The sequence below is a fragment of the Halioglobus sp. HI00S01 genome, from assembly GCF_001635445.1.
Lineage (GTDB): Bacteria > Pseudomonadota > Gammaproteobacteria > Pseudomonadales > Halieaceae > Halioglobus > Halioglobus japonicus.
In genome coordinates, this window is sequence record NZ_LWEE01000215.1 from 122,940 (window position 1) to 148,038 (window position 25,099).

At 59.8% G+C, this 25,099-nt stretch carries 24 protein-coding genes, 1 tRNA gene and 1 pseudogene; 13 read left to right on the top strand and 13 right to left on the bottom strand.

Going from position 1 to position 25,099, the window contains the following annotated elements:
- Positions 1 to 3: 3 nt before the first annotated feature.
- Entirely contained in the window at positions 4 to 1,098 is a 1,095-nt protein-coding gene (gene mnmH, locus A3709_RS16495; RefSeq protein ID WP_066057032.1) for a tRNA 2-selenouridine(34) synthase MnmH, read from the top strand.
- Positions 1,099 to 3,294, top strand: a complete 2,196-nt coding sequence (selD, locus tag A3709_RS16500) for a selenide, water dikinase SelD (protein WP_066057035.1) — start codon at positions 1,099 to 1,101, stop codon at positions 3,292 to 3,294.
- Here the strand turns inward: selD and A3709_RS16505 are convergent.
- The 4 genes from A3709_RS16505 to A3709_RS16520 all read right to left on the bottom strand — a co-directional run bounded on the left by A3709_RS16505 (position 3,291) and on the right by A3709_RS16520 (position 8,663).
- Entirely contained in the window at positions 3,291 to 4,358 is a 1,068-nt protein-coding gene (locus A3709_RS16505; RefSeq protein ID WP_066057038.1) for an efflux RND transporter periplasmic adaptor subunit, read from the bottom strand. The two genes, selD and A3709_RS16505, sit on opposite strands and share 4 nt — an antisense overlap.
- 15 nt (positions 4,359 to 4,373) lie before the next feature.
- On the bottom strand, positions 4,374 to 7,478 hold the full coding sequence (locus tag A3709_RS16510) for an efflux RND transporter permease subunit (protein WP_066057041.1): 3,105 nt from the start codon (positions 7,476 to 7,478) through the stop codon (positions 4,374 to 4,376).
- A gap of 117 nt (positions 7,479 to 7,595) precedes the next feature.
- Entirely contained in the window at positions 7,596 to 8,081 is a 486-nt protein-coding gene (locus A3709_RS16515) for a GNAT family N-acetyltransferase (protein WP_066057044.1), read from the bottom strand.
- Positions 8,082 to 8,663 (bottom strand): DUF2238 domain-containing protein, encoded by a 582-nt coding sequence (locus A3709_RS16520; RefSeq protein ID WP_066057047.1) that lies wholly within the window; start codon positions 8,661 to 8,663, stop codon positions 8,082 to 8,084.
- Between the two features lie 182 nt (positions 8,664 to 8,845).
- On the opposite strand from A3709_RS16520, the gene A3709_RS16525 reads away from it, so the two are divergent.
- Entirely contained in the window at positions 8,846 to 9,331 is a 486-nt protein-coding gene (locus A3709_RS16525; protein WP_066057049.1) for a hypothetical protein, read from the top strand.
- A gap of 39 nt (positions 9,332 to 9,370) precedes the next feature.
- Here A3709_RS16525 and A3709_RS16530 read toward each other — a convergent pair whose 3' ends face one another.
- Complete coding sequence (locus A3709_RS16530; protein ID WP_066057051.1) at positions 9,371 to 10,666, bottom strand: M20 family metallopeptidase; 1,296 nt, start codon at positions 10,664 to 10,666, stop codon at positions 9,371 to 9,373.
- A gap of 176 nt (positions 10,667 to 10,842) precedes the next feature.
- Between A3709_RS16530 and A3709_RS16535 the strand changes: the two genes are divergently transcribed.
- The 4 genes from A3709_RS16535 to A3709_RS16555 all read left to right on the top strand — a co-directional run bounded on the left by A3709_RS16535 (position 10,843) and on the right by A3709_RS16555 (position 14,535).
- Positions 10,843 to 11,703, top strand: a complete 861-nt coding sequence (locus tag A3709_RS16535; RefSeq protein WP_066057053.1) for an alpha/beta fold hydrolase — start codon at positions 10,843 to 10,845, stop codon at positions 11,701 to 11,703.
- A gap of 384 nt (positions 11,704 to 12,087) precedes the next feature.
- Positions 12,088 to 13,173 (top strand): midcut-by-XrtH protein, encoded by a 1,086-nt coding sequence (locus A3709_RS16545; RefSeq protein ID WP_197484256.1) that lies wholly within the window; start codon positions 12,088 to 12,090, stop codon positions 13,171 to 13,173.
- A 374-nt stretch (positions 13,174 to 13,547) separates the two neighbouring features.
- On the top strand, positions 13,548 to 13,940 hold the full coding sequence (locus A3709_RS16550; protein WP_066057059.1) for an MAPEG family protein: 393 nt from the start codon (positions 13,548 to 13,550) through the stop codon (positions 13,938 to 13,940).
- Between the two features lie 187 nt (positions 13,941 to 14,127).
- Complete coding sequence (locus A3709_RS16555; protein WP_066057062.1) at positions 14,128 to 14,535, top strand: GFA family protein; 408 nt, start codon at positions 14,128 to 14,130, stop codon at positions 14,533 to 14,535.
- A gap of 61 nt (positions 14,536 to 14,596) precedes the next feature.
- On the opposite strand, the gene A3709_RS16560 is transcribed toward A3709_RS16555, so the two are convergent.
- The 3 genes from A3709_RS16560 to mutY all read right to left on the bottom strand — a co-directional run bounded on the left by A3709_RS16560 (position 14,597) and on the right by mutY (position 16,079).
- Positions 14,597 to 14,672: transfer RNA gene (locus A3709_RS16560), tRNA-Phe, on the bottom strand.
- A 78-nt stretch (positions 14,673 to 14,750) separates the two neighbouring features.
- Positions 14,751 to 15,023, bottom strand: a complete 273-nt coding sequence (locus A3709_RS16565) for an oxidative damage protection protein (RefSeq protein ID WP_066057065.1) — start codon at positions 15,021 to 15,023, stop codon at positions 14,751 to 14,753.
- 3 nt (positions 15,024 to 15,026) lie between these two features.
- Complete coding sequence (gene mutY / locus A3709_RS16570; protein WP_066057068.1) at positions 15,027 to 16,079, bottom strand: A/G-specific adenine glycosylase; 1,053 nt, start codon at positions 16,077 to 16,079, stop codon at positions 15,027 to 15,029.
- A gap of 118 nt (positions 16,080 to 16,197) precedes the next feature.
- Between mutY and hisB the strand changes: the two genes are divergently transcribed.
- From hisB to hisF, 3 genes are read left to right on the top strand one after another with little or no spacing between them, the layout of a single operon-like run.
- Positions 16,198 to 16,791 carry an imidazoleglycerol-phosphate dehydratase HisB gene (gene hisB / locus A3709_RS16575; RefSeq protein ID WP_066057070.1) on the top strand — a complete coding sequence of 198 codons (594 nt, stop codon included), beginning with the start codon at positions 16,198 to 16,200 and terminating at the stop codon, positions 16,789 to 16,791.
- 9 nt (positions 16,792 to 16,800) lie between these two features.
- Positions 16,801 to 17,451, top strand: coding sequence for an imidazole glycerol phosphate synthase subunit HisH (gene hisH / locus A3709_RS16580; protein WP_066057073.1), 651 nt, complete (start codon positions 16,801 to 16,803; stop codon positions 17,449 to 17,451).
- 9 nt (positions 17,452 to 17,460) lie between these two features.
- A complete protein-coding gene (gene hisF / locus A3709_RS16585; RefSeq protein ID WP_066057076.1) occupies positions 17,461 to 18,234 on the top strand; it encodes an imidazole glycerol phosphate synthase subunit HisF in 774 nt (257 codons plus the stop codon).
- 72 nt (positions 18,235 to 18,306) lie between these two features.
- Here hisF and A3709_RS24605 read toward each other — a convergent pair.
- The 4 genes and pseudogenes from A3709_RS24605 to gpmI all read right to left on the bottom strand — a co-directional run.
- Positions 18,307 to 19,074, bottom strand: a pseudogene (locus tag A3709_RS24605) (divergent polysaccharide deacetylase family protein); the annotation flags it as partial.
- Positions 19,064 to 20,380 carry a S41 family peptidase gene (locus A3709_RS16595; protein WP_066057452.1) on the bottom strand — a complete coding sequence of 439 codons (1,317 nt, stop codon included), beginning with the start codon at positions 20,378 to 20,380 and terminating at the stop codon, positions 19,064 to 19,066. The pseudogene A3709_RS24605 and the gene A3709_RS16595, both read right to left, overlap by 11 nt.
- A 60-nt stretch (positions 20,381 to 20,440) precedes the next feature.
- Entirely contained in the window at positions 20,441 to 21,490 is a 1,050-nt protein-coding gene (locus tag A3709_RS16600) for a murein hydrolase activator EnvC (RefSeq protein ID WP_082850163.1), read from the bottom strand.
- A 107-nt stretch (positions 21,491 to 21,597) separates the two neighbouring features.
- A complete protein-coding gene (gpmI, locus tag A3709_RS16605) occupies positions 21,598 to 23,157 on the bottom strand; it encodes a 2,3-bisphosphoglycerate-independent phosphoglycerate mutase (RefSeq protein WP_066057084.1) in 1,560 nt (519 codons plus the stop codon).
- A 208-nt stretch (positions 23,158 to 23,365) separates the two neighbouring features.
- Here gpmI and A3709_RS16610 point away from each other — a divergent pair, with 208 nt between their 5' ends.
- From A3709_RS16610 to secB, 3 genes are read left to right on the top strand one after another with little or no spacing between them, the layout of a single operon-like run.
- A complete protein-coding gene (locus A3709_RS16610; RefSeq protein WP_066057086.1) occupies positions 23,366 to 23,785 on the top strand; it encodes a rhodanese-like domain-containing protein in 420 nt (139 codons plus the stop codon).
- 5 nt (positions 23,786 to 23,790) lie between these two features.
- Positions 23,791 to 24,054 carry a glutaredoxin 3 gene (grxC, locus tag A3709_RS16615; RefSeq protein ID WP_066057089.1) on the top strand — a complete coding sequence of 88 codons (264 nt, stop codon included), beginning with the start codon at positions 23,791 to 23,793 and terminating at the stop codon, positions 24,052 to 24,054.
- 37 nt (positions 24,055 to 24,091) lie between these two features.
- A complete protein-coding gene (gene secB, locus A3709_RS16620; RefSeq protein ID WP_066057092.1) occupies positions 24,092 to 24,559 on the top strand; it encodes a protein-export chaperone SecB in 468 nt (155 codons plus the stop codon).
- Positions 24,560 to 24,615: 56 nt separating this feature from the next.
- On the opposite strand, the gene trmL is transcribed toward secB, so the two are convergent.
- Complete coding sequence (gene trmL, locus A3709_RS16625; protein WP_066057095.1) at positions 24,616 to 25,080, bottom strand: tRNA (uridine(34)/cytosine(34)/5-carboxymethylaminomethyluridine(34)-2'-O)-methyltransferase TrmL; 465 nt, start codon at positions 25,078 to 25,080, stop codon at positions 24,616 to 24,618.
- Positions 25,081 to 25,099: the final 19 nt, after the last annotated feature.

Consider the following 25,099-nt stretch of genomic DNA (forward strand, 5'->3'; position numbering starts at 1 on the left):
GTTTTGAGCCAGCGCCCGGACACCCAGGATTACCGAGCGCTTTTTCTTGCCGACGCGCCCATGATGGACATGCGGGCGCCTCAGGAATTCGACAAGGGCGCCTTTCCCAGCGCCCACAGCCTGCCGCTGATGACTGACATCGAACGCGCCAAGGTGGGCACCTGTTACAAGCGCGATGGCCAGGAGGCCGCTATCGAGCTGGGCCACCGCCTGGTGAGTGGCGAGGTGCGCGCCGAGCGTCTGGCGGCATGGCGCGAATTTGCCCAGGCCCACCCCGACGGTTATCTCTATTGCTTTCGCGGCGGCCTGCGCTCGCAAACGGTGCGCCAGTGGCTGCGCGACGAGGGTATCGATTACCCGCTGGTGATAGGCGGCTACAAGGCCATGCGCCGGTTTCTCATCGACGAACTGGAGCGCTCCCTCGCTACCGCAGATATTGTCCTGATCGGCGGAAAAACCGGCACCGGTAAAACACGGGTTGTGTGGGATTTGTCCGACTGTATTGATCTCGAAGGGCTGGCCAATCACCGCGGCTCTACCTTTGGCCAGATGCCCAGCCCTCAGCCCAGCCAGATCGACTTCGAGAACCAGCTCAGCATTGCGTTTATGAAACTGCTCAATCGCGCCGGGCCGCGGGTATATCTCGAAGATGAGGGCCGCCTGATCGGCCGCCTGTACCTGCCGGAAATTCTGCGCGACAAAATGAAGCATGCACCGCTGGTGATTGTCGAGCAAAACCTGGCGGAGCGGGTGGATGTCGTTATCGACGATTACATTGTCGATCTCGGTGAGCGCTACCGCACGTTGTACGGTGACGACGGCCATGCGCGCCACGCCCAGAAGTTGCAGGACGATCTTGCCAAAATTCGCAAACGCCTCGGGGGTGAGCGCCACCAGCAGATGAGCGCGGTTATGGCCGATGCATTTGCCGCCCAGGCAGCAAGCGGAGACCTGCAGGGCCACCGGGAATGGATCGGCTTTCTGCTCGAGAAATATTACGACCCCATGTACGAATACCAGCTGGAACAACGCGAGGGTGAAGTACTGTTCAGCGGCAGCCGGGATGAAGTGGTGCGCTGGTGTGAGGGAGCGCGCTGAATGCAGGCCCAGGCCGAGTATGTGCGCGACCTGGTGCTGGTTGGCGGCGGCCATGCCCATGTGCTCGCACTGCGGATGCTGGCCATGCAGCCACTGGCCGGATTGCGTATCACCCTGATTTCACCGGCCAGCCATACGCCCTACTCAGGTATGTTGCCGGGCCTGGTGGCGGGGCACTATCAGTTTGAAGACNCCCACATCGNCCTTGCCCGCCTGTGTCAGTGGGCAGGAGCGCAGTTCGTCGCTGCTGAAGTGACTGGTTTGGACCCGCATGCGAAGNCCCTGCAACTGGCCGGGCGCCCGCCTGTGGAATATGACGTGGTCAGCCTGGATATTGGCTCTCAACCTGAGCTTGATTCCGTGCCCGGCGCCCGCGCGCATTCTGTACCTGTGAAACCGGTTGCCGGCCTGTGGCAGCGCTGGCGTGAACTCGAGGGTCGCCTGGCGGAATCGACCGCTGACCATCGCGTGGTCGTCGTGGGCGGCGGCGCCGGCAGCGTAGAACTGGTGTTGGCGATGGCCCACGCCCAGGCGCATAACCATTTGAAGTTCGACCTGATTTGTGGGGCGACGGAAATCCTGCAGGGTTATAACCGGGGTGCCAGAGCAGCAACCGAGCGCGCCCTGAAAGCCCTCGGCATTAACCTGCACCTCGACAGCCGCGTCGCCGAAGTGGAGGACGCCGCGCTGGTGTTAACCGACGGCACGCGCCACCTCTACGACGATTTGTTCTGGTGTACCGGCGCCGCTGCCGCAGCCTGGGTGGCAGACAGCGGCCTGGCCTGTGACGACCGGGGCTTCCTCCGAATTACCAACACCTTGCAGTCCGTAGATCACCCCGATGTATTTGGCGCTGGCGATATCGCTTCGCAAGACGAATACCCGCGGCCCAAGGCCGGCGTATATGCGGTGCGCCAGGGCCCCGTGTTGGCGGCCAACCTGCGCGCCTATTTGTTGGGCAAGCCATTGCGCGAGCACCGGCCGCAGCAGCGTTTTCTGTCACTGGTGTCGCTGGGGGATCGCAACGCCGCTGCCGATCGCGGGCCACTGTATGCCTCCGGTGGCTGGGTCTGGCGCTGGAAAGATCGCATCGACCGCGAATTTATGGGCCGTTTCGAAAACCTGCCGCCAATGCCTGCGACGACAACCGGCGAGGCGATACCCGGTGCCCTGGACCCACATCGCCAGGCCCACTGTGGCGGCTGTGGCGCCAAGGTAGGGGCTCGCGGTCTGGCCGCCACTCTGGCGAGGCTGGCGATGGCATTTCCTGACCATTGCCCGGTACCAGGTGATGGTGACGATGCAGCGACAATCCCGGGTGAGGCCGGCCAGCCCACCTTGCAAAGCGTTGATGTGCTGCGCCAGCTGGTGGCCGATCCCTGGCTGATGGGGCGCATTGCGGCCAACCATGCCCTGAGTGATCTTTACGCCTGCGGTGTGCGCCCGGTCTCTGCGCTGGCAGCGGTGACATTGCCCTTTGCCAGCGGCTCACTGCTGCAGCGCGAGTTGGAGCAGTTGCTCGCCGGGGCCCTGCACGAGTTCAGCCAAGTGGATTGCCAGCTGGCTGGCGGCCACAGTATGCAGGGCCCGGAATTACAGCTTGGGTTTACCGTTAACGGCCAGCCCATGGACAGCGACCGGGGCGTGATGACAAAACGCGGTATGCAGGCCGGGGATATGCTGGTGCTGACCAAACCACTGGGCACAGGCGTGTTGTTCGCAGCGCACATGGCGCTGCACGCCGATGGCCGCGATGTTCAGGCGGCTATCGACATGATGCTGCAGGGCAATGCGCGGGCAGCGGAACTGGCGCTTGGCCACGGTGCCCGGGCCTGTACCGATATCACCGGCTTTGGTCTGCTCGGCCATCTGCTGGAAATGCTCGACGAGCAGGTCAGTGTGCAGTTGATTGCTGAAGTGATTCCGGCACTGTCGGGTGCCAGGGAGCAGCTTGCTGCGGGCGTGCGCAGTTCCATGCACGAAGCCAATGCGCAGGCGCTTGCGGCACTGGATGTAGGCGCGGAGACAGGGTTTGAGATTCTGGTCGATCCCCAGACCAGTGGTGGCTTGTTGGTGGCACTGCCCGCCGGCAAAGCCGACGCCTACTGCCAGGCCCTGCATGATGCCGGGTATGCCGAGGCGAGCATTATTGGCCGTGCCGAGCCCCGCGGAGTTGCTCCGGTCCGGCTCAGCTAGGGCCAGACGCCTGCCAGGTTGCCCTGAGTAATCCGCACTTGCTGACCTTCCTGCAAGCGTTCAGCACCGCGCACTACAACCTGATCGTCACGATTCAATTCGCCATCCACCGCAATCATACTGCCGCGGCCAGCCAGCGGTTGTACCGGTACTTTCACCGCTGTGCCTTCGGCAGAGACGGTGTAGACATAGGCCTCCTTGTCGCGCAGCACCAGTGCATCGCGCGGAACGCTGAGGGCGCTACCGGTTTCGCCGTCGGGGATTTCGACAGTCACCGCCTCGCCGATCAGCCAGTTACCGGCGGGGATCGCCAGGCGNAGTTCCATCATGCGCGAGCGACTGTCACCGACCGGCACCATGCCGCGGATGGGCGCCATGGCGCGGCGGTCGCCGGCCTCTACCTGCACCTCGGCATTGAGCTCATTAAAGTGTGCAGCGCGCAGCGGCGCATTAACAGACACTTCCAGCGCCTGGGTATCGACCAGGCGCACAATGGCGGCGCCGATATTGGTGTACTCACCGGTCATCATTTCGCGGCTGGCCACCACGCCAGGGAAGGGTGCGCGGACGTGGGCGAGTTCCAGGTCGTAGCGGGTCCGGTCTCGGGCCACCTCGGCAATACGTTGTTGCTGCAATAACATTTCCAGCTGGGAGCGCACCTGATCCAGCTCCGATTGGGCCATGTTGTTGGTGATGGCGAGCTTTTCCAGGCGCCCGATCTGGCGCTGGTTGTACTGAATATCTGCTTCCAGCCGGGCAATTTCCGCTTCGTTGTCGCGCAGCTGTAGTTGCAGGCGATGGTCGTCGATGCGGGCCACGGCGTCGCCGGCGGCTACTTGTTGGCCCACCTGGGCGACCCAGGTCAGACGGCCGCTGATCTCGGTGGCAATCATGGCGTCGCGGGTACTGATGACGGTGCCGGGCAGGCGCACAACCGCACTGGTCACGCCTTCGCTGACATCGGCTACCTCAACGGCGACCGCGGTGCCCTCCGCAAGCGTTGGGCTGGCCAGCAGGGCCAGTGCGAGCAGTGGGGAGGCTAGGGCGCGTTTGTTGAAGTTCATAATAGGTTCCTCATCTCAGGCGACGGACTGCAGGGCGGGGGTGGGTTTACGGCCACCATCGCCGGTAATCACGCCGCTGTGACTTTCACCCATGCGCAGGAAACATGGGAGTAATAACAGGGTGAATAAGGTACTCACGCACATACCGCCGACAATCACCGCCGCGAGGCCGCGGTAAATTACGCTGCCTTCAGCGGGCATGAGCAGCAGCGGCAGCATGCCGAAGATGCTGGTGAGAGTGCTCATAAAGATGGGCCGCAGCCGGGTAAGCAGGGCCTGTTCCACGGCCTGGTGGCGGCTGACGCCTTCGCGCTCGGCGCTGCGGGTCTGGTGCACCAGCAAGATGGCATTGTTCACCACCAGCCCCAGCAGAATCACAAAGCCGATCATGGTCAGCAGGTCCAGGGGCTGGAAGGTCACCAGGTTGAGCAGACGAATGGCGAAGATACCGCCAGCCATGGCCAGCGGCATGGCCAGTACGACCAGCAGGCTATCTTTCATGGAGCGGAACAGGGCGGCCATGAGCAGGAACAACACCACCAGCGCCAGCCCGAAGTTGCTGGCCATGGATGCGATGGCCCGGTTCAGTGCGCTGGCACTGCCGCCGTAGAGAATGCTGCCCTCTTCGCCGAGAGCGGCGACGATCTGTGGTTCGGCCTGGGTCTCGATGGTGCTCAGTACGTGCTCGAGCGACATGTCCTCGGGCGGACGCACGCTGAGGGTAATGGTGCGGCGGCTGTCGATACGGCGCAGCTGGCTGGGGCCAACGGTGCGATCAATCTCCACTAGCTCGGCCAGCGGTACCAGGGTGCCCGCTGGCGTGGCCAACGGCACCGACCCGAGTTCCTCTGGCGAATCCCACTTGGCGGAACGCAGGATGATATTCATGCGTTTTTCGCCGTCGAAATGTTCGCCCACATAGAGACCGTTGCCGAGGGCGCGTACCAGGGTACCCATATCGCGACGGGCCCAGCCGGCTTCGGCGATCTGCCGGTCACGGGGAGTGAGCTTGAGTTCCGGTTCCGATTGTTCCAGGTTGGGCCCCACGCGGATGCTGGCCTCCGGGAGAGCCTCGCGCAGCAACGTTTCACCCAGGGCCGCAGCCTCGGTGAGCACTTCGCGATCACGGGCCTGCAGGTGCAGGTCGATAACCCGGTCTCCGCCAAAGCCGCCGAACAAATTGCCCTGGGAAGCAAAGTGCTGCAGGTCGGGCAGGTCGGCGAAGATCTCCTCGTTGATGATTTTTTCAAGTTCCTTCACTCGCGACTGGTCTTTAACCCGGGCACCCATGCCGCCGCCGTCACCCCAGGTGAGGATGTAGTAGTTCTTCAGGGCGGGCTCGCGTTCACCGCTCATCAGCGGCGCCATCCGCTCATCCAGTACCCGCACATATTCTTCAGCCACGGTGCGTTCGCTAATCCCGGGGGGGAATTGGAAATAGGCGTCGACTGCATCGCGCTTCACCGGTGGCAGGTAGTCCATCTCCGGCATCAGGGTGTAGCTGCCTAGCAGCGGTACACTGATGAGTGCTGCGCTTAGCATCCAGCGCTTGGTGGGGGTGGAGGTGGCGCGCATGATGACATTGGCAATGCTGCGCCAGCGGGCTTTGTTGTGATCTTCCAGGGTGCTATCGCGCAGCCAGGTATTGGCGGCGAGCGGCAATATGGTGACCGCCACTATGAGTGAAACCACCACGGCAATGGCAATCGTGATGGCGAGGTCGCCGAACAATTGCCCCTCAACCTCGCGCATGAAAATGACCGGCAGGAAGATGGCCACCGTGGTGGCGGTGGAGGCGAGGAGCGCCCCCCAGACCTGGCGGGCGCCCTGCAGCGATGCATCGTAAGTACTCAGCCCTTTCTCGCGCAGGCGGACAATGTTCTCCAGTACGACGATGGCCGCATCGAGCACCATGCCCACCGCGAACGCCAGGCCGGCGAGGGAAATAATATTCAACGTACGGCCCGTGAGCTTGAGAACGATGAACGTGGCCAATAGCGACACGGGTATAGCGATGGCAACGATGAGCGTGGCCCGGAAGCGGCGCAGAAACCACCATAGAATGCCAACGGCGAGCAGAATACCCAGCAGGATATTGCCGCCGACCATGCCAATGGCGCGGTTGATAAACACTGATGCATCGAAGGACTGGACCATGACCAGGCCGCGATCTTTCACCGGCCCCTCGTTGAGTTCTTCCACCACGGCCTTTACGGCGTTGAGTGTTTGCAATGCGTTGGCACTGCTCTCCTTGTCGATGCGCAGCGAGATGGCCGGGTTGCCATTCTGGGTGCGGCCTACCCATTGCTCCCCGCGAGAGACTTTCACTTCGGCGATATCACCCAGGCGTACCGGGCGGCCATCGCGCCATTCGAGTACAAACTCGCTCAGTTCTTCGGGCTCATAGCGGCCGGCAAACCGCAGGGTGTACTGGCGCCGACCCACTTCGACAAAGCCGCCGCTGACATCGTTGGCGCGACCGAGCACCGCTGCAGTGTTGGTAAGGGTAATGCCCAGCTGTGCGGCGCGCTCCGGATCAAACAGGATTTCCAATTCCTGCTCGCCGGCGCCGTTGTCCATGGTGTTGACGCGGGCCACACCCGGCACAGCCTCAATGGCCGGGCGCAGTACATCCTCGGCAAACTGAATGTAATCGGTAATCTGCCCGGGCGTGCCCGGCAGTAATTGTAAGAAAAAGAAGGTCAGGGCCGGGGTGTCACCATTGCCACCACCAAGCATGATGACCGGCTGGGTGGCATCCCGCGGCAGTGGATCGAGCCTGTTCATGCGGGAGATCACTTCAATGAGCGTGCGCTGCATGTCGGTTTCCAGGCCGAACTCGAGGTTAATCCAGGCGTTGCCCGCATTGGCATAGGCCGCCATTTCCTGCAGCCCCGGAATGCCGCGCAACACTGATTCGATGGGCTCAACAATTTCCGACTCGATCTCGCGCGGTGAGGCCGCGCGCCAGCCCGTCTGGATAGAGATGGTTGGATTCTCGATATTGGGAAACAGCTGGATCGACAGCTGGCTCAGGCTGTAGGCGCCAAAAAATAGAATGACAGCCACGGCCACCGCAACGCCGGCGGGATTTTTGAGTGATTTCTCAGTCAGGTTCACGTTACACCCCTGCATGCCAACCTGGTTTATGTCAGGCTGAATTTAGCAAGGGTGCGGGTGAATCGCCCGCGGATTGCGGTGAGTGGTTAGCGGGCTGCGGTGAGTTGCAGCTGAGACCTAGTCAGCATTGGCAAAGTCCTGCAAGGCCTGCCCGCTCAAGCGGTATCCAACCCATTCACTCATGGCCACAGCGCCACAGGCTTCATAGAAACGAATGGAGGGCTCATTCCAGTCCAGCACGTTCCATTCGAATCGGCCGCAGCCTTCCGCCACAGCCTGCCTGGCCAGGTATTGCAGAAGTGCCTTGCCGGCGCCGTGGCCGCGATAATCCGGGGAGACATACAGATCTTCTAGAAAGATGCCGTACTTTCCCAGCCAGGTGGAGAAATTGTAAAAATAGATGGCAAAGCCCACGGGCGTGTCGTCGAGGCTGCAGATCAGGCCGTGGGCAAGAGGCTTGTCTCCAAACAGGGCCTCCCGCAGCCCCGCTTCATCGGTGACCACATCATCGAGGGCTTTTTCATAAATCGCCAGCTCCCGCACAAAGTGGAAGATGAGGCCGCTGTCTTCGGGCACAGCGGCACGGATGTGTATGTCAGCCATTTACAGTTTCTCCAGCTGTTTGTGGTGAACCCGGCCCAGTGTTACCAGAGCAATGATACTGCCCAATAGCGCCAGCGCCATGTCGGTCTGGGTATCCCATTCGTAGCCCTGGGTGCCAAGGAACGCGTCTGCGGAACTGCCCATGGCCACGGCAGCCAGCCATTCGAGCAGTTCATAAAAGGCGGAAAAGGCGAGGCAGAAACAAACGATGATGAAGTTGCGCCAGAAGACGCCGTTAATCACCTGCTGCCTGATAAGTAATTCCCGCGCAATCATGGCAGGCACAAAGCCCTGCACAAAGTGAGCTACCTTGTCATAGTTGTTGCGCTCGGCGCTAAACAGGCCGTCGAACAGGGGCACCTCGGCATAGGTATAGTGGGCGCCAACCATGAGTACAATGCAGTGCAGTAGAATCAGGCCGTAGAGTAGAGGGGTAAGCACAAAGCGCTGGCGCGTGATGACTAGCACCATCAGCCCGACGAGGGCTGGCGCAACCTCCAGCCACCAGGTCACCCGATCTTTGGGTTCAATGGCTGACCAGACCAGTACCGCTGCAAAAATACCCAGCCACAAAAATCGCATATGTCGAGCTTCCTGAATCGTATTTTTTAATGAAGTATGGTTTGCTTCAAGACGCCTGTAAATCTGTAGGCTTTACAGACCGTGGGTACAGTTATAGGCTCAGTCAATCCTGTGCCTTGGGCGCAGGTGGCCAATATCAATAAACAAGTGCTCAACCTGGCGCTAACGATTTAGGGATTCTTATGATTATTAATAAACTATTTGCCGCGAGTTGTGCGGCCCTTCTCGCCATGTCGATTACTGCTTGCAGCAAGGAAGACATGGATTCCGCGAAAGCTTCTGCGCAATCAACTGTCGATTCAGTGTCTGAGGCTGCGTCTGACGCTGTGGATGCCGCCGAGGAAGCCGCCAATGATGCCGCGAAGGCCACCGGCGAGGCCATGGCAGATGCTGGCGACGCTATTGAAGATGCAGCTGATGCGGCCGGCGATGCCATTGACGATGCGGCGGACAGCGCCCAGGCTATGGCGGAAGACGCTGTTGATGCAGCTGGTGAAATGGCCAGTGATGCGGCAGATGCAGCGTCTGATGTGGCCAGTGATGCGGCAGATGCAGCGTCTGATATGGCTAGCGACGCTGCTGATGCGGCTGCCGATGCAGCTGACGATGCTGAAAAAGCCGCTTCTGATGCAGCCGATGAGGCCAGCAAGGCGCTCGGCCAGGGCTGAGCCGATTGACGCGGGGCGCCTGTCGAGCCCCGCTCTCCATCAGGGCTTGAACAGCCCCAGTAGTGTGTCAGTGACTGCCTGTACGCCCGTGTCGATAGCCGGTGCAGCATCCGGAGCAAACTTTGCTGAATGCAGGCTGGGGAGCGACAGCTCCCCGCGCTCCGAAGCGGCATAGTCGGCAGGTTTCACCGCACCCAACCACATCAGGCTACCCGGAATGGCGTGTTCGGTGCGCCCGTAGCGGGCAAAGTCTTCACCGCCCATGACCGGGCTTGTCTTGATGACCGCGTCTGCCCCCAGACTCTGCTCCAGTAGCGGCACAACCTGTGCTACCAGCTCCGGGTTGTTGTATACCGCCGGGGTGTATTCATCCTTGACCTCCACCAGTGGCAGCCTGTCTTCGGGCATGCCCGCGGTGCGCGCGACGCCCTGGCTGATTTCCTCAATCCGCTTGAGCAGGTAAGCGCGGGATTCATCGGAATAGCTGCGCACCGTGAGTTGCAGCTTCACCTCGTCAGAGATGATGTTGTGCTTGGTACCGCCGTGAATTGATCCGACCGTAATAACAGCCGAGTCCAGCGGCGAGATCTCGCGGCTGATAATGGTTTGTAGGGTGGTGACGATTTGCGCCGCCATGACTACCGGATCTTTGGTTTTATGCGGGTAGGCGCCATGACCGCCCTGGCCATAAACACTCACATCCACGGAGTCGACGTTGGCCATGGCGTAGCCGCTTACCCAGGCAATTTTTCCGGCGGGTAGACCGGCGCTGACGTGCAGGGCGAGGTTGACCTCCGGTAGTGGGAAGCGCTCGAACAGACCGTCTTCGAGCATGGCTTTGGCGCCCTTGCCCACTTCTTCGGCAGGCTGGCCCACCAGCATAAGCGTGCCCTGCCATTCGTCGCGGCGTTCGGCCAGTTGGCTGGCAACGCCGAGCAGCACCGTCATGTGAACGTCGTGGCCGCAGCCGTGCATGACCCGCACTTCATCACCGGAGGGGATAACGCCGGTTGCCTGGCTCGCATAGGGCAGGCCGGTGGCCTCGGGTATCGGCAGGCCATCCATATCGGCGCGAAACATCAGCGTGGGGCCCTCGCCGTTCTCCAGTAGGGCGACGATACCGTGGCCGCCAATGCCGGTGCTGATGGCATAGCCCATACGCTTGAGTTCTGCGGCAAGATAGGCGGCGGTTTGTTCTTCCTGCAGCGATAGTTCGGGATTGCGGTGCAGGTGTTGGTAGTGCGCTACGAGTGCCGCGTTGTCCAGTGGCGCTGCCTGGAGGGGCAATGCGCTGCCCAGCACCAGTGCTCCCAGGAGCTTGTAGATATTCTGCATAGTCTTCCCTCTGGCGTTGGGTGAATAGCTGTGGACTGAGCCGCAAACCTCTGCTTGAGTGAACGCGCTCCTCGTAGCGAAGTTTTATTGGTATGCTGCTGCAGCTGAACGCGCTGTCAGTGACGGCAAAGTACTGACACCCAGAATAAAACAACAGACTTGGCAGGTATAGCTACATGAACCTTCACCAGTGGCGCGACAGCGGCCAGTATTTTGAGCACGCAGGGCACCAGATCTTCTATCGAGTCGAAGGTGAGGGTGAACCCTTACTGCTGATTCATGGCTACCCCACCGCCAGCTGGGACTGGATCAAGATCTGGCCTGAGCTCACCTCACGGTTTCGCTGCATTACCCTGGACATGCTCGGCTTTGGCTACAGTGATAAGCCGCAACAGCCTTACAGCATATTCACCCAGGCCGATATCTACTGCACTTTGCTGGCCCAACTTGAGGTAAGCAGCTGCCACGTACTGGCCCACGACTACGGTGACACGGTGGCGCAGGAACTGTTGGCGCGTCAGAACGAGGGCTCACTGGCGTTCCAGATGAAAACACTCAATCTCCTTAACGGTGGTTTGTTTCCCGAGACCCATCATGCGGTGTTCATGCAAAAGGTATTGGTAAGCCCGCTGGGTGGGCTGCTGGTCAAGTTCATGAAGCGCGGCACACTTGCCAAGAATCTCACCAAAGTGTTTGGTCCGAACACACCACCCAGCGAGCAGGAGATCGACGAATTCTGGGAGATGATGCAGCACAAGGACGGCCACAAGGTTATGCACCGGTTAATTCACTATATGACCGAGCGCCGCGCCAATCGCGGGCGTTGGGTAGGGGCACTGCAGCAGGCAACTATCCCGATACGGTTGACCGACGGCGTGCTGGATCCCGTCTCCGGCGGGCATCTTGTGGACCGTTACGAGGCGCTGATTCCCAACCCCGACACGGTGCGTCTCCCCAATGTGGGCCACTACCCCCAGGTTGAGGCGCCTGAGGAGGTGCTGCAGGCAGTGCTGGAGATGATTGACGCTAATCGATAACGATATTTGTCGTGATCTACGGAGCACGCTAGTGTCTGCCACTACATCAGCGTGAATAGCTATTGCCTGACTTTGGGTAAGAGGACACAACCTGTGAAGGTCCGCTTTCGTCCACAAAGCGGACGCGAATTGTGCACCAGACAAACATCCTCACCGCTCAAAAAATAGCGCCCAGTGCTTCTTAAATTCGTGTGTAATGATCATAATGCAGAGACCTTTATTATGGTTCGTATTTTTGAACCGGATGCCAGCTCATTTCTGTCGCGTGATCAGGTAGCCTGAGAGGGTCAGCGAAGTGAAAGTAGATCTAGCAGTTACTCGACAACCAAGCGCTGGTAAGTCAGAATTTCTATACAAAACAAGATGGCAAACAGGGGCGATAGCATGAGCATCAAGCACGCATGGGCGGCGATTTCATCGCTGACCCTCTCTTCGGTCGCATTCGCGCAAACAAGCGGTACCCTGACATATGGGCCTGCGTCAGTGACCGCTGCTCCGACTCCCGTTGATTCGGTCGCACCGGCAGTGCCCGTGTCGATTCCTTCGCTACTGTTGGTACCGCTTGGCGTTTTCATGGCGGTGATAGGTTATCGCGCATTGCGCGGCCCGCAGGGGCGTAAATTATTGAGTGTGATGTTATTGGGGGCGGGTCTAACCCTGAGCGCACTGGGCAGCCTGAACATTCCCCAGGCATTGGCGAGTATGCTTGAGCTGGACAACCCTGAAGGCGGGGAAATTGATCTACCTGTCGGCCAGGTAGAAATAAGTAATACCTCAGGTGTGGCACTGAAGCTAGATGTCATAAGCATTGAATCCAGTTGTCTTTCGCAGGACCCAGCTAATGAGTGCGCGTCCGGCCAGATACTTGAAGCTGGTGATAGCTGCATGATCGACAACGCCTGTGCCTCGGAAACGCAAAAAGTCCTTTTTGTGACCAGCCAGACTTACACGGGCGACTTGCGGGAGAATGGTCAGGGCTCAGGTATCGAAGGAGCGGACGCGAAGTGCAACGCCCTTGCCACCGAGGCCAATTTACCAGGCGAGTTCTTCGCTTATTTATCCTCGGAGGGGCTCACGTTCAATGACAGGTACGGTAGCTTGGATGCTGTAGGCGTACCGTTTTACAGGACTAACGGGGACATTGTAGCGTCGACGGGAGGCGCTTTGATACGCGGCCCCGCCTTCTGGGAGCTATTCCCTACTGTCATTTACGACGAACGCGGCACCATACTCCCCGACGATAGCAGATTATTTTTTTGGTCGAACAGTCTTGGACCCGATACTTATGCGCCATCCCTTGATCCCTTTTTCAGTGATTGCAGCAACTACACTAGCAATGACCCCGCTCTAACCTTCCCGTCATCGTCAGAAGCCAACTCACAATTCTACGGCAATTTTTTCACCGGTCTTTCCCGCGGATTTATTAGCGACTGTTCAAGCAACTCGCGCCTGCTTTGTATAGAGCAATGATCTAACACCCGCTCTTCCGCACGCGCTGGGGGATCTTGAATCGCCCATTGAGCCTGTGAGTGTTCTCTGTTGGACCAGCACTTGTGTCCTTGGCTGGCTTCGCGCCAGCACGGGTGTGGTGGTAGCTCAAAAACGCGAAGTCCCGGTTTTATCACCCTGCGCCGGAGCGATATGATCTATAAGACCAAAGCCGGCAACGAGGGAGTTTGCCCGACGTCCGCTATTGGCCCCTTAGCTGCCCCTGGGGAATGACGTAAGTTTGAGGGCAGATAACGTTCACAAAGCTGCCCTTCACATTGAAAAGGATATTTAAAGCACACTGACTTTCTCATATACCTAGCTGTTAGGCTCAAAATTTACTATTTGAGGGATTTATGACTACTGATCTATGGATGCTTATCTTTACAGCTTTCATTGGCTTATTTATGCCTTTCATTTATGGAGCAGGCAGATCATTACAGCCAGGCGGTTTTAGTTGGAGTGCAGGAAACCGCGATACTGAGTTGGCTGTTCCAGCTTGGACGCAACGTGCAGTTCAGGCTCACTCCAATCTCATGGAAAGCCTCACAGCATTTGCTATTTTAGTGATCGTGGCTCATATCTCAGGTAAAGCCAATGAGATGACCGCTCTTGGTTCGACTATTTTCTTTTGGAGCAGGGTTGTCTATGTAGCCGTCTACACTGCGGGTATCACCTATCTACGTACACTCGTTTGGTTTACATCTTGGGCGGGTGGCATCCTTATACTTATGCAACTTTTCAAATGAATGGGCAGCTCAGCCTACATCATGCCGATCCGGTGATGGAGAACGGTAATCAACACAAGGACTCGCTGAGGTTCTCGCTGGACCTGTGAATAGCTGACACAATTACACAGGCGAGTAGTAGTAATTAGTAGATGAGGCCCGCCATCGGTCGTAGCCGCTGAGACTCTAGCAACAAAAGGAGTGATATATGCCTCTTAACTTCAAAGAAGTCGATGGTGTCGAAATTAAGGCCAGGCACACAGCAAGTTGTCACTGCGGCGCTGTTGAAATTGAGCTGAGCCTGCCTGACGGCCTGGTGGATGTGCGCCGCTGCGACTGCTCCCTGTGCCGCCGCCGGGGCGCTATCGCAGCCTCGGTGCCACTGTCGGGCATTAATATTCTTCGTGGCGAAGATGCGCTCATCCTGTATCAGTTCAATACCTGCACGGCGAAACATTATTTTTGCAGTCAGTGTGGCATCTACACCCACCACCAACGCAGATCAAACCCTGAGCAGTACGGGTTTAATGTGGCGTGCCTGGAAGGAATCAACCCTTTAAAGATCGAGGGAATCCCGACTTATGATGGTGTAAACCATCCGGCTGATCGGGAGTAGGGGCTTCTGGCTGGGATAAACAAAAAAGCCCCGTCATGACTGACGAGGCTTTTTCAAAGTATGGTGCCCGGAGACAGAATCGAACTGCCGACACGGGGATTTTCAATCCCCTGCTCTACCAACTGAGCTATCCGGGCCAAGTCGCTATTCGCGAGAGGCGCGTATTAAACCTGTATGAATCCCCGGAGTCAAGGGTATTTCCAGGGCTTCTGGGCCTACTCTGAGGGGGGTACGTAACCCTCGGCCTTGTCGTAGTCCTCACCGGCAAAAAACTTGTCCATTTCCTGCTGCAGGTATTTGCGCGCTTCGGGGTCGACCAGTGACAAGTGCTTCTCATTAATCAGCATGGTCTGGTGTTCCTGCCAGTCCTGCCAGGCTTTCTTGGAGACGTTTTCGAAGATCTCCTGACCCTTGGGGCCGGGGTAGGGCGGCGCATTCAGGCCTTCCAGCTCTTCCTGGTACTTCTTGCAGAATACGGTGCGGGACATCGCTTACTCCTGGGCGGTCAATTGTTGCAGCAGCCCGACCACGGGTGCCGCGAGCCCGATCTGGGGCGGTTGGCGCACGTTATACCAGAGCTGCCGGTCTGCTTCCATGATTGCAGCCGGGCTGGTATCGAGTTGGACCAGTAGCGGCTCGATATCCAGGTGGTAGTGGCTGAAGGTATGCCGGAACACGGGCCACGGCTCGATAGATGCCGGTGCCAGGCCAGTGAGATCGAGCACGCTGGCTTCTGGCGTGAGGTCGGGGGATTCAGGGAAGCACCACAAGCCGCCCCATATCCCGGGTGAGGGCCTTTTTTCCAGCCACAGATCGCCGCTGGCATTGCGCAGCATGAGAAAGCGGGTGGTGCGCACCGGGATGGCTTTCCTGGGTTTCTTGCCCGGAAAATCTGTCTCACGGCCCAGGGCATGGGCCTCACATTCGGTCTGTAGCGGGCATTGCGGGCAGCTTGGCCGGGTGCGAGTGCAGAGCGTGGCGCCCAGGTCCATCATCGCCTGGGTGTAGTCGGCGCAGCGTTCGTGCGGTGTGTAGCGGTCGGCAATACGCCAGAGCTCATCGTGCACCGCCGTTTTGCCGGGCCAGCCGGCCACGGCCGCGTAGCGCGCCAGCACCCGTTTAACGTTGCCATCGAGAATAGTGGCCCGCTGGCCACTTGAAATGCTTAGAATCGCGCCGGCGGTGGAGCGGCCGATGCCGGGCAGGGCTTCCAGGCCCTCTACTGAATCCGGGAACACGCCGTCCAGTTCCTGCGCCACCTGACGCGCGGCCTTGTGCAGATTGCGCGCCCTCGCGTAATAGCCCAGCCCGGTCCACAGGTGCAGGACTTCATCTTCTTCCGCGGCCGCCAGGTCCTCCACCGTGGGGAAGGCGCTCATAAAGCGGTGAAAGTAGGGGATGACGGTTTTCACCTGGGTTTGCTGCAGCATGATTTCCGACACCCACACCCGGTAAGGGGTGGTGTCTTCCTGCCAGGGCAGGTCATGACGGCCGTGCTGGTCGAACCAGGTGAGGACTTTTTGCGCGAATTCGGGTGTCGACATGGTGCCCGCAAGGGTACCGGTGGAGGGGTATTTCTGCCAGTGAATTCAAGCACTTGTTCCCTTATAATGGCCGCCCGATGCGGGGGTTGGCCCCGTTAATTCTGCTTGGGAGAGCACCATGGCTGAGCGCAAGGCCGCTGTAGAACGTAACACACTGGAAACTCAGATCACCGCTGCGGTGAACCTGGACGGTACCGGTGTGGCTAATCTGGACACGGGAATTCCGTTCCTCGAGCACATGCTCGACCAGATTGCGCGCCACGGTCTCATGGATCTCGATATCAAAGCGGTGGGCGATCTGCACATCGATGACCACCACACGGTGGAAGACATCGGTATCACGCTGGGCCAGGCCTTTGCTCAGGCGGTGGGCGACAAGAAAGGCATCATGCGCTACGGCCACGCCTATTGCCCGCTGGATGAAGCGCTGTCACGGGTGGTGATCGACTTTTCCGGCCGCCCCGGGCTGACGTTTAACGTGGAGTTCACCCGCGCCACCGTAGGCGGGTTTGACGTGGATCTGTTCATGGAGTTCTTCCAGGGCTTTGTGAACCACGCCGCAGTCACCCTGCACGTGGACAACCTGCGTGGTGACAATACCCATCACCAGGCCGAGACGATCTTCAAAGCCTTCGGTCGCGCCATGCGCATGGCCCTGTCCGAAGATCCGCGGATGGCCGGTGTCACCCCATCCACCAAAGGCGTACTCTGAGGTAATTCCATGAGTGGTGTCGTTGCCGTTATCGATTACGGCATGGGTAATCTGCACTCGGTAGCGAGCGCACTCGAGCACGTGGGCGCTGATAAAGTCGTGGTCACCCACGATGCCGAGCAGATTCGCCAGGCCGACCGGGTAGTTTTTCCCGGTGTGGGTGCCATGCGCGATTGCATGGCGGAAATCCGCCGCCTCGAATGCGACAAACTGCTGGCAGATGCGCTGCTGGAACAGCACAAGCCGGTGCTGGCTATCTGCGTGGGTATGCAGGCGCTTCTGGGTCATTCCGAGGAAAACAACGGCGTTGACTGCCTGAACCTGGTCGACGGCCAGGTGCGTTACTTTGGCAACCCGCTGACCTCTGCCGATGGCGAGCGCCTGAAAGTGCCGCACATGGGCTGGAACGAGGTGCGCCAAACCCGCGATCACCCGCTCTGGCAGGGCATTGAAGACGGCACCCGGTTTTACTTCGTCCACAGCTACTATGTACTAGCCAATGACCGCGAGCTGGTGGTTGGGGCGCTGGACTATGGCGTCGCCGCCGATGCCGCGCTGGCCCGCGACAACCTGTTCGCCACCCAGTTCCATCCCGAGAAGAGCCACACTGCGGGCCTCAAATTGCTGAAAAACTTTCTGGCCTGGGACGGCCAGCGCTGAGGAGTCGTTATGGGTCTGGCGAAACGAATTATTCCCTGTCTCGATGTCGAGAACGGGCGTGTGGTGAAAGGCGTCAATTTTGTCGATATCCGTGACGCTGGCGACCCCGTGGAAGTGGCGATTCGCTACAACGAACAAGGCGCCGACGAGATCACCTTCCTCGACATTACCGCCAGCCACGAGGGCCGCGACACCACTGTCCATACGGTAGAGCAGATTGCGGAGAACGTATTTATCCCGCTGACCGTGGGCGGTGGTATTCGCACCGTGGACGATATCCGCACCATGCTCAATGCCGGGGCCGACAAGGTCAGCATTAACACCGCCGCCATTCACAACCCGGAACTGGTGCGTGAATCAGCCCTGCGGTTTGGGTCGCAGTGCATTGTGGTGGCGATTGATGCCAAGCGCGTGGACGACGTTGACGGCGAGCCGCGCTACGAGATTTTCACGCACGGCGGGCGCAAGCCCACGGGTATCGATGCTGTCGCCTGGGCGCGCAAGATGGCGGATCTCGGGGCCGGGGAGATTCTGCTGACCAGCATGGATCGCGACGGGACCAAAAACGGTTTTGAGCTGGGCGTGACTCGCGCCATTACCGACGCTGTCGAGATTCCAGTGATTGCCTCAGGTGGCGTCGGGAATCTCGATCACCTCGTGGAGGGCATCACGCTCGGCGGTGCCGACGCCGTGCTCGCCGCCAGCATCTTCCACTTCGGTGAGCACACTGTGCCCGAAGCCAAGGCCTATATGGCCGAGCGCGGGATCGAAGTCCGCCTCTGATGGCAGCGTCGCCGGCTTCGCATCGGCGGCCAGCGCAGTGCGCGAACCTTGTTCTTCCAATACCTCAGACACCAGTGCCAGCGCTATGCCCCGGCATGCCAGCGCCGGTATCGCCTGTTGCAGGAAGTCCGCTGTTTCACGGTAGGGGTGACCAATGCCCACCGCCAGGCCACGCTGCTCTGCCAGGGCGACCAGTTCCTCAAAGTGCTGGCCGATCGCCTCGGCACTGCGCTCGTTATCCAGAAAAACTGTGCGCGATAAGTGTGGCACGTTGTAGGCGGCCGCAGTGCGCGCGGCCACACTGTCACTGGTGGTGCGCGAGTCGACAAAGTACAGCTCACGCCGGAGAAGTGTCTGCATGACCCAGCCCATTTGCAGGGGCATTTCAGTGAGCTCTGACCCCATATGGTTATTCACACCGCGCAGGTGCGGAATGTCTTCGATGGCCGCACTGAGGGCGCGATCAAAGTCGTCCCGGGCCAGGGTTGGGGTCAGACCCCCGTGGCCGAGTGCCATGCCGCGATGGTTGCTCATGGGGGCGTGCAACAGGATTTCCTTGCCAGCGGCAAAGCCGGCCTCGGCCAGATCCCGGCCGTGGGGGGTGTGCGGCAATACCGCCAGGTTCACCTTGCCGGGGAGCTCAACCATGGCCATGCCGTTTCGCCACTGATGGCCGATGTCGTCGATAATCAACACCACGGTGGCCCGCGGCTGTGGTGCGGCAAAGGCGGTGGGCGGTGGACTCTGGCAGGCGTCAGCCCAGTGCGGCGCTGCCTGGCCGGGGAGGGCCAGCAGCGCAATTAGCAGGGCGAGTAGGGTTGTCAGGCGTTCAGGATTCACCCTGCTCCGCCGTGTCAGTGGCGGAGGGCTGTGCCCGCATGCCCAAAATATTAATGCCTTTGAGCAGGGTCAGCGCTTCGTAAAGCTGGTTGTCCCGGGCCAGCAGTTCACTGGCAGGTTTCTTCGCAGCTTTCTTCTTGCTGTTGCCGTTGGCGTTATCCAGATGGCCGGACAAATCGGCCTCGGATACCCGACGGGAGCTTTCATACGCGGTGACGCGGGCGCGTTCCACCTCGATGTCCGGTTCAATCCCCTCAGCCTGGATTGAACGGCCGTTGGGGGTGAAATAGAGCGCCGTGGTCAGTTTGACGGCCCGCGATTCGGAGATCGGCAGCACGGTTTGCACCGAGCCCTTGCCGAAACTGCGGGTGCCCATAATGACCGCGCGGCTGTGATCCTGCAGGGCGCCGGCGACAATTTCCGAGGCTGATGCAGAGCCTGCGTTAATCAGTACGACCAGCGGTGCGCCGGCGGTGGTGTCGGTGGCCTTGGCGTCGAAGTGATGATCGGAGTTGGGCAGCCTGCCCTCGGTGTACACCACGGTGCCACCGTCCATAAACAAGCCGGCCACGTCGACGCTGGAGCGCAACACGCCGCCAGGGTTGTTGCGCAGGTCGAGTACCAGGCCCTTGAGATCCTGCTCGTTCATCAGCTTGTCCAGGGCCTCTGCCACGTCGTCGCCGGTAGCGCTCTGGAACTGGGCAATGCGGATATACCCGTAGCCGGGTTCAAGCCAGCGCTGGCGTACGCTGGCGACCTTGATGACATCACGGGTCAGGGTTACTTCGAAGGGCTGGCTTTCTCCGGGGCGGCCAATGCTCAATTCGATGGAGGTGCCCGCGGGGCCGCGCATGAGTTCGATAGCTTCCTGCAGGCTCATGCCTTTCACCGGCGCATTGCCCAGCTTGAGGATGACATCGCCGCTTTGCAGGCCGGCCTCGGAGGCGGGTGAACCGTCGATCGGCGAGATGATTTTCACGTAGCCGTCTTCCATGCCCACTTCGAGACCCAGCCCGGTGAACTCGCCGCTGGTGGCGTCTTGTAAATCCTGGAAGGCGTCCTTGGTTAGGTACACAGAGTGAGGGTCCAGCCCCATGAGCATGCCCTGAATGGCGTATTCGAGCAGGGTGCTGTCGTCGATGTCCTCGACGTAACCCACCCGAATCTGGTTGTAGACGTCAGCGAAGGTGCGCAGGTCGTCCAGGGGTAGCGCCGCATTCTCTTCTACAGCGGCGTGCGCGGGAAGCGTCAAAAAAAGTGCACAACAGGCGCTCGCGAGTAATCTTGGAGTGTTCTTAAAGGCCATCGTAACTGCCAGGTGGCGCAGGGCCACATATCCCTATGGCCCGGTAGTGTAACCCATTGCCTAACGGCGGCACCATTTGGCCGGATTGGTCGGTTTGCCGTTGTGGCGGATCTCAAAATACAGCGCCGGACGTTCCAGGCCACCGCTATCGCCCAGAGTGCTGATGGCCGTGCCGGCGGTCACCCATTCGCCCACCTCGCGCAATAGCGTCTGGTTGTGGGCGTAGAGGCTCATATAGCCGTCGCCATGATCGATAATCAGCAGCAGTCCCATGCCCCGTAACCAGTCGGCGTAGACCACCCGGCCGTGGTGAATGGCCTTGACCTCTGTCCCGGCCTTGCCCGGAATTTTTACCCCCTGCCACTTCATCTTGCCCTGGTTGCGGGCGTTGCCAAAGCGGTGGCTGGCGCGCCCTGATACGGGCCAGGGCATCTTGCCCCGGGCCGCTTTAAAGGCCTGGTAGTTCTCAGGCACTTCCAGATTGACCACTGCCTTTTCAATGGCGTCGATCAGTTGTTGCAGTTCCTGTTGGTCCTGCTCCAGCTTTTTCAGCTGAGTGCCCTTGTCGGCAATGCTGGTATTGAGCTGGGTGACCGCCTGCTGTCGGGTTGCCTGCGCTGCCACCAGCCGTTCCTGCTGGCGGGTCAGTTCGCTGGAGCGCTGCTCCAGGGTGGCAATGGTGGTGTCGATCTTGGCCTCATTGGCGGCGAGTTGCTCCAGAGTCTGGCGGTACTCTTCGAGCAATTCGTTACGGGCGCGGAAGAAATAGCGGTAGTAGCCCATGACCCGTGCCACGGTGTCGGGGCTCTCCTGATTGAGCAACACTTTCAGCTGCCCCTGCTGGCCCATTTGCCAGGCAGTTCGCAACTCCACCGCAATGCGCGACTGTTGCTCGCCCAGCGCGGATCGCAGCGTCTGTTGTTCGGCCCGCAATGCGTCCAGCTGTGCTTCCTGTTTTCGAATGTCGGCCTGGGTCCCATCAAGGGCCTTCTGGATTCTGGCCTGCTCGAGTTCTGCTTCGCGCAGCTGGCTCTGCAGTTTGTTGCGGCGGGAGTTGGCGGAGATGATCTCGCGATTAATACGCGAGATGTCGGCCTTGAGCTCCTTCATCTGGGCCTTGGCGCGCTCCTCGTCGGATTGTGCCCAGGCAACTGGCGATAGAGCTATCGCCAGCCCCAGCAGGAGGCCGGTGAGCCACCGGCTTGCGGGTCGGTGATTCAGTGTGCGTCACCTGTCACCAGGCTGCGCCCGGTCATTTCGGCGGGCTGCGGCTGGCCCATCAGGTCGAGCAGGGTGGGGGCAATGTCGGCGAGAATGCCGCCTTTGCCGTCCAGCTCGAGGTCGCGCGGCCCCATGTAAACCAGCGGTACCATCTCGGTGGTGTGCTGGGTGTGGTTCTGGCCCGAGTCGTAGTCGATCATCTGCTCGCAGTTGCCGTGGTCGGCGGTTACCAGTGCCTGGCCACCGACTTCCTGCAGGGCGGCTTCCACCTGGCCGAGGCAGTGGTCCAGTGCCTCAACGGCCTTGACGGCGGCGGAGTACACGCCGGTGTGGCCGACCATATCGCCGTTGGCATAGTTGCACACGATCAGGTCGTACTTGCCGGAGCGGATGGCAGCAGTGAGTTTGTCGGTCAGCTCCGGGGCACTCATTTCGGGTTGCAGGTCGTAGGTGGCCACGTCCGGCGAGGGAATCAATTCGCGGTCTTCACCTGGGAACAGCTCTTCACGGCCGCCGCTGAAGAAAAACGTGACGTGTGCGTACTTCTCGGTTTCAGCGATCCGCAATTGGGTCATGTCGCGCTGGGCGAGGTAGTCGCCCAGCACATTGCTGAGGGCCTCCGGTGGAAAGGCCACGGGGGCGTCGATGTCGGCGGCGTATTCAGTCGTGGTCACAAACGCGGTCAGCTTGGGAATGCTGGCACGGGCAAAGCCATCGAAATCCGCCTCGGTGAAGGCGCGGGTCATCTGCCGGGCGCGGTCTGCGCGGAAATTCATAAAGAGTACACAGTCGCCGTCGGCAATGGCGGCAGATGCCTCACCCTCTGCCTGGATGACGGTGGGCAATACGAATTCGTCGGTCTCATCGCGCTCATAGGCGGCTGCCAATCCCTCGGCGGTGCTTGCTGCGCTGTGGTTGGCACTGCCTTCAGTCAGCAGGCGATAGGCATCTTCCATGCGCTCCCAGCGGTTGTCGCGGTCCATGGCGTAGTAGCGTCCGCACACGCTGGCGACCCGGCCACAGCCGAGCTCGGCAAACAGGGCATCGGCTTTTTCCAGCGAGGGTCCGGCACTGCGCGGGGGCGTGTCGCGGCCATCCAGGAAGGCGTGCAGGTACACCCGGGTGGCGCCGCGTTTGGCCGCCAGGCGCACGGCGGCAAATATCTGGTCTTCATGGCTGTGGACACCGCCCGGTGATAGGAGACCGAACAGGTGCACGGCACCGCCGCCTTCGACAGTTTTGTCGATAGCCGTGGTGAAGGCTGGGTTGGTATCGAAGCTGCCGTCGCTAATGGCCTGGTCGATGCGGGTAATGTTCTGGTAAATCACCCGGCCCGAGCCGAGGCTCATATGGCCCACCTCGGAGTTGCCCATCTGGCCTGCTGGCAGACCAACATCGAGCCCGGACCCAGACACCAGGGTATGCGGCGCATCGCGCCACAGGCGGTCCCACACAGGGGTGTTGCCGTTGGCGATGGCGTTGTCCTGAATCTCTTCGCGATGGCCCCAGCCATCGAGAATGATCAGTACGGTGGGCTGTTTCTGGCTATTGCTCATGGGTGGTCCGGCTGTGGGGGATCAAAGGCCGGCATTTTACCCTGTCCGCTCGCTGTGCGCACCGCCGGGAGCCCCACAGTTGCTGGTTTTGCCAAGGATTACCGGGGCTGGTTGCGGGGGGGATGAAGCTGTATACTTGCGGCCTTTTGGCATTCCCCCGCAGGCCTGGTCCGGCGCGGGTTCACAGCGCACTTATTGAAGTAAAGCCATGGCTCTATTTTTCGAATTTCTGGCCCAGCAGTGGTTGCTGGTGGCGGCCTTGCTGGCTGTCGTGATCATGTTGTTCATGCACGAAACCCGCAAATCAGGCACCTCACTGACACCACAGCAGGCAATTAACCTGGTCAACGCCGAAGACGGCGTGTTCGTGGATTTGCGCGATACCGCGGAATTTCGCGCGGGACATATCGTCGATGCGATGCATGTGCCCACGACCAAGCTCATGAATAACACCGGCCTCCTTGAAAACTACCGAGACAAACCCATTGTACTGGTATGCAAGATGGGACAATCCGCTGGCGCGGTGGGCAAAAAGCTCAATGCTGAGGGCTATGCCAAGGTGAATATCATGACCGGCGGCATGATGGAGTGGAAGAATCTCCAGTTGCCTGTGGTTAATAACGGATAAAGCGCATGAGTAATGCAGTTACGCTGTATACCACCCGGTTCTGCCCCTACTGCATCCGGGCCCGATTCCTGCTCGACAGCAAGAACGTGGAATACACCGACATCGGTGTCGACGCGAACCCGGAGCTGCGCAGGGAAATGATGGAAAAGAGCGGCCGCCGCACGGTGCCGCAAATATGGATCGGTGATCGCCATGTAGGCGGCTACGACGATCTGGCTCTGCTCGAACGGCAGGGCAAACTCGATGAATTACTTCAACTGGTGTCATAAGCGCCGTTAACAGATAAAACCGAAGGAGGACGGCAACATGGCCGACGAACAGGTTCAACCCCAATTCCAGATGCAGCGCATCTACACCAAGGATATCTCTTTTGAGTCTCCGTCCACGCCGGAAGTGTTCCGCAAGCCCTGGCAGCCCAAGGTCAATGTTGACCTGAACACCAAGAGCGACAAGGTAGACGATGAAGGCAACTTCGAAGTGGTACTGTCTATCACCGTGACCACTAAAATCGAGGAAGAGACAGCGTTCCTGGTGGAAGTACAGCAGGCAGGTATCTTCAACATCCAGGGCTTTGAAGGCGAAGAACTGCGCCGTGTTCTGGGTACCGCGTCGCCGAACATTCTGTTCCCCTACGCGCGTGAAGCCATCGACACGCTGTGTGTGAAAGGCGGTTTCCCGCCCGTCATGCTGGCACCGGTTAACTTCGATGCTCTGTACCAGCAAGCGCTGGCTCAGGCAGCACAAGCCGGTGAAGCGGAAGCGCCTGCTCACTAAGAGCAACGCACTTTCGCTGATGAAAAGGGGCCTTTTGGCCCCTTTTTTGTGGCCGCTTAGCCCAGCTCGTCAAACCCCAGCTGGCGCAAGGCCTCATAAGTGACGATGGCCGCAGCATTGCTCAGGTTGAGGCTGCGGCTGTTCTCGCGCATCGGTATGCGAATCCGCTGTCCGGCGGGCAGCGCATCGCGGATCTCAGCGGGCAGGCCGCGGGTTTCTGGCCCAAACAGCAGCGCATCCCCCGATTGGTATGTCACCTGGTGATAGGCGGTGGAGCCTTTGGTGGTCATGCCCATGAGCCGGGCTTCCGGATAGGCCGCTACAAAATCGTCGAGCTGAGGATAGGTTTTAACCTCGGCAAATTCGCGATAGTCCAGCCCCGCCCGGCGCAGCTTTTTTTCATCGAGATCAAAACCCAGTGGTTCGATCAGGTGCAGGGCGCAGCCTGTGTTGGCACACAGGCGCATGATATTGCCTGTATTGGGCGGGATTTCAGGTTGGTACAGGACAATGTGCAGCATGGCCGCATACTACCGGCGG